This window comes from Streptomyces sp. SID4985 (assembly GCF_009863025.1).
Lineage (GTDB): Bacteria > Actinomycetota > Actinomycetes > Streptomycetales > Streptomycetaceae > Streptomyces.
Genome location: NZ_WWIR01000628.1, coordinates 40,127 through 50,256 on the forward strand (window position 1 = coordinate 40,127; position 10,130 = coordinate 50,256).

Genomic DNA, 10,130 nt, shown 5'->3' on the forward strand with positions numbered 1-10,130 from the left:
CCGACGCGGCTGCCTCATGAGCCGGGGGCTCAGACGGCGGCCGGGTCCTCCTCGACGAGGAGGTTACGGGTGCGGTTCGAGTCGACCGGAATGCCGGGGCCCATCGTGGTGCTGATGGCGGCCTTCTTGATGTAGCGACCCTTGGCGGCGGACGGCTTCAGACGGAGGATCTCCTCCAGGGCCGCGCCGTAGTTCTCCACCAGCTTCGTGTCGTCGAACGACGCCTTGCCGATGATGAAGTGCAGGTTCGAGTGCTTGTCGACGCGGAACTCGATCTTGCCGCCCTTGATCTCGGTCACGGCCTTGGCCACGTCCGGGGTCACGGTGCCGGTCTTCGGGTTCGGCATCAGACCACGCGGGCCGAGGACGCGGCCGAGGCGGCCGACCTTGCCCATGAGGTCCGGGGTGGCGACGACGGCGTCGAACTCGTTCAGGCGGTTGCCCTTGGAGATCTCGTCGATCAGCTCGTCGGAGCCGACGATGTCGGCGCCCGCGGCACGCGCGGCCTCGGCACGGTCGCCGGTCGCGAAGACCAGGACCCGGGCGGTCTTACCGGTGCCGTGCGGAAGGTTCACGGTGCCACGGACCATCTGGTCGGCCTTGCGCGGGTCGACACCCAGACGGAAGGCGACCTCGACGGTGCCGTCGAACTTGGACGTGGAGGTCTCCTTGGCGAGACGGACGGCCTCGAGCGGGGCGTACAGCTTGTCCCGGTCGATCTTGGCGTCCGCAGCGCGGAGAGCCTTGCTGCGCTTGCTCACAACTGCTCCTGGTGTGTTCTGGGAAAGGAGTCGTGGTACGGGCCGAGCAGGCCCTGCCACGTGCGACCGGCTACGGCCGCATGACTACAAGGGGGGTGTTCAGCCCTCGACCGTGATACCCATGGAGCGGGCGGTGCCGGCGATGATCTTCGACGCGGCGTCGAGGTCGTTGGCGTTGAGGTCGGGCATCTTGGTCGTGGCGATCTCGCGGACCTGCGCCTCGGTGATCTTGGCGACCTTGGTCTTGTGCGGCTCGCCGGAGCCCTTCTCGACACCCGCGGCCTTGAGGATCATCTTGGCGGCCGGCGGCGTCTTGGTCACGAAGGTGAAGGAGCGGTCCTCGTAGACCGTGATCTCCACCGGGATGACCCAGCCACGCTGCGACTCGGTCGCGGCGTTGTAGGCCTTGCAGAACTCCATGATGTTGACGCCGTGCTGACCGAGCGCGGGGCCGACCGGCGGGGCCGGGTTCGCCGCACCGGCGTTGATCTGGAGCTTGATAAGCCCCGTGACCTTCTTCTTCTTGGGAGGCATAGCTCTCCGGGTCCTTTCGATTCGGGTCCTGCCCGCGTCCGGGGAACCACCCGGATGCAGGCATACCGCACAACGATAACGGGTATAGATGCGCGGCTAAAAACCGGGCAGGTCAGACGTGCTACGAGAGCTCGTCTGACCTGCCCGGAAGCGTGTGCCCAGGGGAACCGGCGAGTGCTAGTTCTTCTGGATCTGGTCGAAGCTCAGCTCGACCGGGGTCTCGCGGCCGAAGATCTCGACGAGGCCCTTGACCTTCTTCGAGTCGGCGTTGATCTCGTTGATCGTGGCCTGGAGGGTGGCGAAGGGGCCGTCGGTGACGGTGACCGAGTCGCCCACCTCGAAGTCCAGCACCTGGACCTCGACCTTGCGCTGCGGGGCGGGCTTGCCCTCGGCCTCGGCGGCCTCGCGGGCGGCCTTCTCCTCGGCCTCCGGGGCGAGCATCTTGACGATCTCGTCCAGGGTCAGCGGGTACGGGTCGTAGGCGTTGCCGACGAAGCCGGTGACACCCGGGGTGTTGCGGACGACGCCCCAGGACTCGTTGGTCAGGTCCATGCGGACGAGGACGTAACCCGGCAGCTTGTTCTGCTTGATCGTCTTGCGGTCGCCGTTCTTGATCTGGACGACCTCTTCCTGCGGCACCTCGGCCTGGAAGATGTAGTCCTCGACGTTCAGCGAGACGGCGCGCTGCTCCAGGTTGGTCTTCACGCGGTTCTCGTAACCGGCGTAGGTGTGGATGACGTACCACTCGCCGGGGAGGGTGCGCAGCTCCTCGCGGAGCGCGACGACCGGGTCGACGGGCTCGGTCTCTTCCTCGACCTCGACGATGTCCTCGGCGACCTCGACGACCGCTTCGGCGTCGCCCTCGACGTGCACGGCGGCCTCTTCGGCCGGCTCGCCCGCCTCTTCCTCGGCAGCCTCGAACTCGTCCCGCTCGTCCGCGCCCTCGACGATGTCGAGCTCGTCGTCGACCGTCTCGTCCGGCTCGGTGGCGTCGTTCAGGTTCGGGTCAGACACGATGGCTGCTTCTTCCTGGATACATAGGGGTGGAACATGCGAAAACGGGCGCCGGTACCACGGCGCCCTTCGCTTTTGGCTCAGCCGAAAACGTACTTGGCCGCGTGGTTGAGCCCATAGTCAATCACGGTCACCAGGGCGATCATGACGACAACAAAGACGATCACCACAGTGGTGTAGGACGTCAGCTGGTTGCGCGTCGGCCAGACGACCTTGCGGAGTTCCGCGATGATCTGGCGGTAGAAGATCGCGAGGCGCTTCAGCGGGCCCTTCTTGGCGCGCTTGCCGCCCTTGCGGGGCTTCTTCTGCAGCTCGTCCTGAGCATCAGGCGTATCGATGGAGCCCACGGCGTCCGTCATGCGTCCTCACCTGATCCCGGGTCGTGGCCGTGCCGCGCCCGGTTCTTGAGCCGCACGGCGGTGCATTGCAGTACGTACATGCGCACACATCCTGGCGGTGTGTGTAGCAGGGCCGGAGGGACTTGAACCCCCAACCGCCGGTTTTGGAGACCGGTGCTCTACCAATTGAGCTACGACCCTTTGTGTGTTCCCCAACGTACCGCATCCGACCGAGTGCCCGGTGTGCACCGGTCGCGCGACGGCCGCTGGAGACCAACGAGGTGTGAGTGTACGTGGTCCGGGGCCCGGCGTCGAACAGAAAGTGGCTGACCGGGTACCGCGCAGCGGTGATCGTCCTGGCCGGGGCCCGGATTCGGACACCGGTTCTGCCGGGGCCCTGTTGCCGTTCAGTCTGTGAAACCCGTGTACCCGGGGCGTTTCGGGTCTGGAACGATGGGCCCCATGAGCGCTGCAAACCCTCCCACCGAGCGCCGGGTCTCCGCCCGAGTCGGCGCGATCTCCGAGTCCGCCACCCTCGCCGTGGACGCCAAGGCCAAGGCCCTCAAGGCCGCCGGGCGTCCGGTGATCGGCTTCGGCGCCGGTGAGCCCGACTTCCCGACCCCCGGCTACATCGTCGAGGCGGCCGTCGAGGCGTGCAGGAACCCCCGGTTCCACCGCTACACCCCGGCGGGCGGCCTGCCCGAGCTGAAGACCGCCATCGCCGCGAAGACGCTGCGCGACTCCGGCTACGAGGTCGACGCGTCCCAGATCCTCGTGACCAACGGCGGCAAGCAGGCCATCTACGAGGCGTTCGCCGCGATCCTCGACCCGGGCGACGAGGTCATCGTCCCGGCGCCGTACTGGACGACCTATCCGGAGTCGATCCGCCTCGCGGGCGGTGTCCCGGTGGAGGTCGTGGCCGACGAGACGACGGGCTACCGCGTCACCGTCGAGCAGCTGGAGGCCGCGCGCACGGAGAAGACCAAGGTCGTCCTCTTCGTCTCCCCGTCCAACCCGACCGGCGCCGTCTACAGCGAGGCCGAGGCCGAGGCGATCGGCCGCTGGGCCGTCGAGCACGGCCTGTGGGTGCTGACCGACGAGATCTACGAGCACCTGGTCTACGGCGACGCGACGTTCACCTCGCTCCCGGCGATCCTGCCCGAGCTGCGCGACAAGTGCGTCGTGGTCAACGGCGTCGCCAAGACGTACGCCATGACCGGCTGGCGGGTGGGCTGGGTGATCGGCCCGAAGGACGTGATCAAGGCCGCGACCAACCTCCAGTCGCACGCCACGTCGAACGTCTCCAACGTGGCCCAGGCGGCCGCGCTCGCCGCCGTCTCCGGCGACCTGGAGGCCGTGGCGGAGATGCGCGAGGCCTTCGACCGGCGCCGTAGGACGATCGTGCGGATGCTCAACGAGATCGACGGCGTGGTCTGCCCGGAGCCCGAGGGCGCGTTCTACGTCTACCCGTCGGTCAAGGCGCTGCTCGGCAAGGAGATCCGGGGGCGCCGCCCCAAGGACTCCGTCGAGCTGGCCGCGCTGATCCTGGACGAGGCCGAGGTCGCGGTGGTCCCGGGCGAGGCCTTCGGCACGCCGGGCTATCTGCGGCTGTCGTACGCGCTCGGCGACGAGGACCTGATCGAGGGCGTGAGCCGGCTGCAGAAGCTGCTGGCGGAGGCGCGGGACTGAGGTTCCTCTCTTCGGAAGCGGGCCGCCGGGCACTCCTGGGAGTGCGTGGCGGCCCGCTTCCGTGTGCGAGCAAGCCCACTAAAGGGGAACCCGCTACCGGTGTGCCGCACGCGTGCGGCAGGATCTGGGGATGGAGCGTGTACGTGATGTCTCTGAGCTGCCGAAGGCCCATCTTCATCTGCACTTCACCGGGTCGATGCGGCCGGAAACCGTCCTCGAACTGGCCGACAAGTACGGCGTCCGCCTGCCCGACGCGCTGACGGAGGCGCTGACCAGCGGCGAGCCGCCGAGACTGCGGGCGACGGACGAGCGCGGCTGGTTCCGCTTCCAGCGGCTGTACGACGCGGCCCGCTCGTGTCTGCGCGAGCCGGAGGACATCCAGCGGCTGGTCAGGGAAGCCGCCGAGGAGGACCTGAAGGACGGCTCGGGCTGGCTGGAGATCCAGGTGGACCCGACCTCGTACGCGCCCCGGCTGGGCGGTCTGATCCCGGCCCTTGAGGTCATCCTGGACGCGGTGGAGACCACCTCCCGCGACACCGGGCTCGGGATGCGGGTGCTGGTGGCCGCGAACCGGATGAAGCACCCGCTGGACGCGCGCACGCTGGCCCGCCTCGCGGTGCGGTACGCGGACCGGGGCGTGGTCGGCTTCGGGCTCTCCAACGACGAGCGGCGGGGCATGGCCCGTGACTTCGACCGGGCCTTCCACATCGCCCGCGAGGGCGGTCTGCTCGCGGCGCCGCACGGCGGCGAGCTGACCGGACCGGCCTCGGTGCGGGACTGCCTGGACGACCTGGACGCCTCCCGGATCGGGCACGGCGTGCGCGCGGCGGAGGACCCGCGGCTGCTGAAGCGGCTGGCGGACCGGGGCATCACCTGCGAGGTCTGCCCGGCCTCGAACGTGGCGCTCGGGGTCTACGAGAAGCCGGAGGACGTCCCGCTGCGCACGCTCTTCGAGGCGGGCGTGCCGATGGCGCTGGGCGCCGACGACCCCCTCCTCTTCGGCTCCCGGCTGGCCGCCCAGTACGAGATCGCCCGCCACCACCACGCCTTCACGGACGCGGAACTGGCCGAACTGGCCCGCCAGTCGGTGCGCGCCTCGGCGGCCCCGGAGCCGAAGAAGGACCACCTGCTCGCGGGCATCGACGACTGGCTGACCCGCCCGGCGGCCTGAGGCGTGGGAGGTACGGGCTCAGGCGGCGATGCCGGTCAGCACGGTACGGACCATGCGGGCGGCGAAGTCGTCCACGGGCGGCCGGGTGCCGTCGGGGCTCGCGTCGTAGGCGAAGGCGCGCTGGACGCAGGCGCCGAGCAGGAGCAGGGCGGCGGCGTAGGTGTCGGCGTCGGGGCGGACGCGGCCGATGGACTGTTCGGCCCGCAGATAGGCGTCCAGGCCCTCGATGGGCACGTGGGGGCCGGTGCCGAGGGTGCGCAGGGCGTCGTCGTGGCGGCGTTTGAGCTGCTGCTCGGCGTAAAGGGACGCGGCGATCGGGAAGCTCTGCTCGTAGAAGAGGGCGGCCTCGCGGGTGATGTCCGTGAGGTTCTGCTCCAGGGTGCCCTGCCCTGGCGCGGCCGTGAGGCCGGAAAGGAGCGGGGTGAGTCCGGGCAGCCGCTCGTGGAGGACCTGGACGAACAGGTCCTCCTTGCTGTCGAAGTACTTGTAGAGGGCCGCCTCGGAGCAGCCGGCCGCCTTGGCGATCTCCTTGGTGGTGGCGCGGGCGAGGCCGACGGTGAGCATCAGCTCGTGGGCGGCGTCGAGGATGCGGACGCGGGCCGGCTTCGTCTGCATGTGTCGTCCAATCGTCCTTGACGAACAGGTGAGTGTTTACCCACTCTAGAAGGCACATGGGTGAGTGAATGCTCACCCACCTGTGGTCCGGGGTACGCCCGAAGAGAGGAAGTCGCCATGAAGCTCACCGTTTTCGGTGCCACCGGCGGTATCGGTGGCGAGATCGTCCGGCAGGCACTGGAGGCCGGGCACGAGGTCACGGCCGTGGTCCGGGATCCGGCGCGGCTGGCCGTGACGGGCGAGAGGCTCGGTGTGGTGCGCGGTGATCTGTCGGACCCCGAGGCGTTGCGGTCCGCGGTCGCGGGGCGGGACGCGGTGCTGTCGGGGCTCGGCGCGCGGACACGCAAGGACGCCGGGATCACCACCCCGCTGACCCGTACGGTCCTGGGCGCCATGGAGGCGGAGGAGGTACGCCGCCTGCTCGTGGTGACCGCCGCGCCGATCGGCCCCGCTCCGGAACGGGAGAGCGCCCTGGACCGGGGGATGCGGCGCGTGGTGTCGGCCGTCTTCAGGGACATCTACGCCGACCTGCGCGAGACAGAGGCCGAGCTGGCGGCAAGCGGCACCGACTGGACGGCCGTACGCCCCCCGAAGCTGCTGGACAAGCCGCTCACCGGCCGGTACCGCAGGGTGATCGGCGGCTTCCCGCACGGCGGGCGCTTCATCGGGCGCGCGGACGTGGCGCACGCGATGCTGTCGATGATCGGCGACGGGGCGACGGTCGGGCAGGGGGTCGGGGTGGCGTACTGAGGCCGTGCTTACGGACTCACAGACTCACGCCGACCGTCACCGGCTCGTTGACGAGCGTGACGCCGAAGGCCTCGCGGACCCCGGCGACGACCTCGCGGGCCAGGGCCAGCAGGTCCTCGGTGGTGGCCTCGCCGCGGTTGGTGAGGGCGAGGGTGTGCTTGGTGGAGATGCGGGCGGGGCCGGTGCCGTAGCCCTTGGTGAAGCCCGCCTTGTCGATCAGCCAGGCCGCCGAGGTCTTCCGGTGCCCCTCCCCCGCCGGGTACGCGGGCGGCTCGACGCCGTCGCCGAGGCGGGCGCGCACGCGCGCGTGGAACGCGGCGAACTCCTCCTCGGTGAGGATCGGGTTGGTGAAGAAGGACCCGGCGGACCAGGTGTCGTGGTCCTCGGGGTCGAGCACCATGCCCTTCCCGGCACGCAGCCTCAGCACGGTCGCGCGGGCCTCGGCCAGCGGCACCCGGTCGCCGACCTCGACGCCGAGCGCGCGGGCCGTCTCGGCGTACTTGACCGGCGCGGACAGCCCGTCGGCGTCCTCCAGGCCGAAGCGGACGCGCAGGACGACATAGCGCTCGGGGTCGGCCTTGAAGCGGCTGTGACGGTAGGAGAAGCCGCACTCCTCGCCGCTCAGCACGACCGTCTCCCCGGCCCGGCGGTCGTAGGCGACGACCTCGGTGATCGTGGCGGAGACCTCCTGGCCGTAGGCGCCCACGTTCTGGATCGGGGTGGCGCCCGCGGAGCCGGGGATGCCGGCCAGGCACTCGATCCCGGCGAGTCCGGCCTCGACGGTGCGGGCGACGGCGTCGCTCCAGACCTCGCCCGCGGCCAGCTCCAGGGTGGTGCCGCGCAGCTCCAGGCCGCGCGTGGCGATGCGCAGGGCGGTGCCGTCGAAGCCCTTGTCGCCGATGACCAGGTTGGAGCCGCCGCCGATGACGAGCAGGGGGGTGCCGTTGTCGTCGGCCTCCCGTACGGCGTCGATCACCTCGGTGTCGGTGACGGCGGTGACCAGCCGGGTGGCGGGGCCGCCCAGCCGGAAGGTGGTCAGCGGGGCGAGGGGGGCGTCGTGGAGTACGTGCACGGGCACAGACTACGAGACCGGGTGAACGGTAAGGGGCGCCCGCCATGGCGGACGCCCCTTACTCACCGCGCTGTCGCCTGTCAGGCCAGCCGTACGACCGCCCGGGACATGCCCAGGACCTTCTGGCCGCCGCTGGTGGCGACGAGGTCCACGCGGACGGTGTTGTCGTCGAGCTTGGCCGCGACCTTGGCGGAGACGTGGATCTCCGCACCCTTGTCGTCGTCGGGCACGACGACCGGCTTGGTGAAGCGGACGCCGTACTCCAGGACCGCGCCCGGGTCGCCGGTCCAGTCGGTGACCACGCGGATCGCCTCGGCCATGGTGAACATGCCGTGCGCGATGACGTCCGGCAGGCCCACCTCCTTGGCGAAGCGCTCGTTCCAGTGGATGGGGTTGAAGTCCCCGGAGGCGCCCGCGTAGCGCACGAGGGCGGCGCGGTCCACGGGGAAGGTCTGGGCGGGCAGCTCGGTGCCGACCTCGACGTCGTCGTAGGCGATGTTCGCCGTCATCGGTGCTCAGCCCTCCTCGGCCGCGCGGGCCACCAGCTTGGTCCAGGCGGTCACGACGTGCTCGCCGGCCTCGTCGTGCACCTCACCGCGGATGTCCAGGATGTCGTTGCCCGCCATGGACTTGATCGCCTCGATGGTGGACGTGACCGTGAGCCGGTCACCGGCGCGCACCGGGCGGCGGTAGGCGAACTTCTGGTCGCCGTGCACGACGCGGCTGTAGTCGAGGCCGAGCTGGGGGTCCTGGACGACCTGTCCGGCGGCGCGGAAGGTGATGGAGAACACGAAGGTCGGCGGCGCGATCACATCGGGGTGACCGAACGCGCGGGCGGCTTCCGGGTCGGTGTACGCCGGGTTGGCCTCACCGACGGCCTCGGCGAACTCGCGGATCTTCTCGCGGCCCACCTCGTAGGGCGCGGTGGGCGGATACGTACGCCCCACGAAGGACTGGTCGAGCGCCATGGCCCGGAACCTCCTGGTCTAGCTGCGGCATCGGCTCGCGTGCCCGAGTCGTGCGACACGTGAGATAAAACGACATGAGGCCGCCCCCCGTATGTCTGGGGGCGGCCTCATGTACGAGCCTGATTTATCGCGTCTCGCGGTGCGCGGTGTGCGCATTGCAACGCGGGCAGTGCTTCTTCATCTCAAGACGGTCCGGGTTGTTACGCCGGTTCTTCTTGGTGATGTAGTTCCGCTCCTTGCACTCCACGCAGGCCAGCGTGATCTTCGGGCGGACGTCGGTGGCAGCCACGTGAGTGCTCCTAGGACGAACGGATGGGTTGAACGCATAAAAGAGTAGCCGATCGAAGGACCGACCCCGCAATCGGCTACCGTGTGTAGCGGTGACCGGACTTGAACCGGTGACACAGCGATTATGAGCCGCTTGCTCTACCGACTGAGCTACACCGCTTTGATGAGATCGGTTCCCGCCTTGCGACGGGAACTTCTCACACCAGAGCCCCAATACGGAATCGAACCGTAGACCTTCTCCTTACCATGGAGACGCTCTGCCGACTGAGCTATTGGGGCGAGCGAGGAAGACATTACACGGTCCGCCGCCGTTCGCCCAAATCCGTATCCGGCCGCCCGTCCCGGGCACCTCTCCCGGCCCTCGCGCCCCTCCGGCACCAGGCCGGGACCACGTCGGCACCGGCCCTCGGCAGGCGGCTGACCTGGGGTGACCACGCCAGTACGACTAATGCGGCCTCCACGGCCCGCGCGGGCGCCGACCCTAGGCTCGGGACTACTCAGCGTGATCTTGAGCCGCCTCCCCCGCGCCTTCCGGCGGCCGTCCCGTCCGTTCCGTCGCCTGGAGTCCGATGCACGACAGCCATCCGCAGCCGCCGAATCCGCCGGAGCCCCCGGGCCGTCCCGACCCGGCCGCGCTCCTGCTGTGCGGGGCACGGCTGACCGACGGCCGGACCGTGGACGTACGGCTGTCGGACGGGCGCATCGAGGCGGTCGGCACCGCCGGCAGCCTGGCTCCGGGGCCGCCCGGCACCGTCTCCCGCGTGGACCTCGGCGGCTATCTGCTGCTGCCCGCCCCCGCCGAACCGCACGCCCACGGCGACACGGCGCTGAGCGCCGAGCAGCCGGGCCCGGTGTCGTACGCCCCCGAGGACGTCCAGCGCCGGGCCACCGAGGCGGCGCTGCTCCAGCTCGGGCACGGGGCGACGGCGT

General features: G+C 70.0%; 12 protein-coding genes, 3 tRNA genes and 1 pseudogene. 4 read left to right on the forward strand and 12 right to left on the reverse strand.

What is annotated here, in order from left to right:
- Positions 1-29: 29 nt before the first annotated feature.
- From rplA to GTW40_RS27020, 5 genes are all read right to left on the reverse strand, one after another.
- The gene (rplA, locus tag GTW40_RS27000) at positions 30-761 is read right to left on the reverse strand and encodes a 50S ribosomal protein L1 (RefSeq protein ID WP_161182756.1); all 732 of its coding nucleotides are present in this window, start codon (positions 759-761) and stop codon (positions 30-32) included.
- 99 nt (positions 762-860) lie between these two features.
- Complete coding sequence (gene rplK, locus GTW40_RS27005; protein ID WP_018543896.1) at positions 861-1,295, reverse strand: 50S ribosomal protein L11; 435 nt, start codon at positions 1,293-1,295, stop codon at positions 861-863.
- A gap of 177 nt (positions 1,296-1,472) precedes the next feature.
- Positions 1,473-2,309, reverse strand: coding sequence for a transcription termination/antitermination protein NusG (gene nusG, locus GTW40_RS27010; protein WP_161182757.1), 837 nt, complete (start codon positions 2,307-2,309; stop codon positions 1,473-1,475).
- 80 nt (positions 2,310-2,389) lie between these two features.
- On the reverse strand, positions 2,390-2,668 hold the full coding sequence (gene secE, locus GTW40_RS27015; RefSeq protein WP_161182758.1) for a preprotein translocase subunit SecE: 279 nt from the start codon (positions 2,666-2,668) through the stop codon (positions 2,390-2,392).
- Positions 2,669-2,775: 107 nt separating this feature from the next.
- A tRNA-Trp gene (locus GTW40_RS27020) sits at positions 2,776-2,848 on the reverse strand.
- 261 nt (positions 2,849-3,109) lie between these two features.
- On the opposite strand from GTW40_RS27020, the gene GTW40_RS27025 reads away from it, so the two are divergent.
- Positions 3,110-4,336 (forward strand): pyridoxal phosphate-dependent aminotransferase, encoded by a 1,227-nt coding sequence (locus GTW40_RS27025; protein ID WP_161182759.1) that lies wholly within the window; start codon positions 3,110-3,112, stop codon positions 4,334-4,336.
- Positions 4,337-4,466: 130 nt separating this feature from the next.
- Positions 4,467-5,507, forward strand: coding sequence for an adenosine deaminase (locus tag GTW40_RS27030; protein WP_161182760.1), 1,041 nt, complete (start codon positions 4,467-4,469; stop codon positions 5,505-5,507).
- Positions 5,508-5,525: 18 nt separating this feature from the next.
- Here the strand turns inward: GTW40_RS27030 and GTW40_RS27035 are convergent, their stop codons facing one another.
- The gene (locus tag GTW40_RS27035) at positions 5,526-6,122 is read right to left on the reverse strand and encodes a TetR/AcrR family transcriptional regulator (RefSeq protein ID WP_161182761.1); all 597 of its coding nucleotides are present in this window, start codon (positions 6,120-6,122) and stop codon (positions 5,526-5,528) included.
- Between the two features lie 117 nt (positions 6,123-6,239).
- Between GTW40_RS27035 and GTW40_RS27040 the strand changes: the two genes are divergently transcribed.
- Positions 6,240-6,872, forward strand: a complete 633-nt coding sequence (locus GTW40_RS27040) for an SDR family oxidoreductase (RefSeq protein ID WP_161182762.1) — start codon at positions 6,240-6,242, stop codon at positions 6,870-6,872.
- Positions 6,873-6,888: 16 nt separating this feature from the next.
- On the opposite strand, the gene GTW40_RS27045 is transcribed toward GTW40_RS27040, so the two are convergent.
- From GTW40_RS27045 to GTW40_RS27070, 6 genes are all read right to left on the reverse strand, one after another.
- Positions 6,889-7,944 carry a UDP-N-acetylmuramate dehydrogenase gene (locus GTW40_RS27045; RefSeq protein ID WP_161182763.1) on the reverse strand — a complete coding sequence of 352 codons (1,056 nt, stop codon included), beginning with the start codon at positions 7,942-7,944 and terminating at the stop codon, positions 6,889-6,891.
- 80 nt (positions 7,945-8,024) lie between these two features.
- Complete coding sequence (locus tag GTW40_RS27050) at positions 8,025-8,453, reverse strand: MaoC family dehydratase (protein ID WP_161182764.1); 429 nt, start codon at positions 8,451-8,453, stop codon at positions 8,025-8,027.
- A gap of 6 nt (positions 8,454-8,459) precedes the next feature.
- Entirely contained in the window at positions 8,460-8,912 is a 453-nt protein-coding gene (locus GTW40_RS27055) for a MaoC family dehydratase N-terminal domain-containing protein (protein WP_161182765.1), read from the reverse strand.
- Between the two features lie 124 nt (positions 8,913-9,036).
- Entirely contained in the window at positions 9,037-9,201 is a 165-nt protein-coding gene (gene rpmG, locus GTW40_RS27060) for a 50S ribosomal protein L33 (protein ID WP_003948671.1), read from the reverse strand.
- Between the two features lie 86 nt (positions 9,202-9,287).
- Positions 9,288-9,360, reverse strand: a tRNA-Met gene (locus tag GTW40_RS27065).
- Positions 9,361-9,406: 46 nt separating this feature from the next.
- Positions 9,407-9,479, reverse strand: a tRNA-Thr gene (locus tag GTW40_RS27070).
- Positions 9,480-9,769: 290 nt separating this feature from the next.
- On the opposite strand from GTW40_RS27070, the pseudogene GTW40_RS27075 reads away from it, so the two are divergent.
- Positions 9,770-10,130, forward strand: a pseudogene (locus GTW40_RS27075) (hydrolase); the annotation flags it as partial.

What these genes read in the sequence shown, in the direction of transcription:
- GTW40_RS27040 (WP_161182762.1), top strand. Translation starts at nt 6,240, where the DNA reads ATGAAGCTCACCGTTTTCGGTGCCACCGGCGGTATCGGTGGCGAGATC.
- GTW40_RS27035 (WP_161182761.1), bottom strand. Translation starts at nt 6,122, where the DNA reads ATGCAGACGAAGCCGGCCCGCGTCCGCATCCTCGACGCCGCCCACGAG.
- GTW40_RS27055 (WP_161182765.1), bottom strand. Translation starts at nt 8,912, where the DNA reads ATGGCGCTCGACCAGTCCTTCGTGGGGCGTACGTATCCGCCCACCGCG.
- GTW40_RS27050 (WP_161182764.1), bottom strand. Translation starts at nt 8,453, where the DNA reads ATGACGGCGAACATCGCCTACGACGACGTCGAGGTCGGCACCGAGCTG.
- secE (WP_161182758.1), bottom strand. Translation starts at nt 2,668, where the DNA reads ATGACGGACGCCGTGGGCTCCATCGATACGCCTGATGCTCAGGACGAG.
- rplK (WP_018543896.1), bottom strand. Translation starts at nt 1,295, where the DNA reads ATGCCTCCCAAGAAGAAGAAGGTCACGGGGCTTATCAAGCTCCAGATC.
- GTW40_RS27025 (WP_161182759.1), top strand. Translation starts at nt 3,110, where the DNA reads ATGAGCGCTGCAAACCCTCCCACCGAGCGCCGGGTCTCCGCCCGAGTC.
- GTW40_RS27030 (WP_161182760.1), top strand. Translation starts at nt 4,467, where the DNA reads ATGGAGCGTGTACGTGATGTCTCTGAGCTGCCGAAGGCCCATCTTCAT.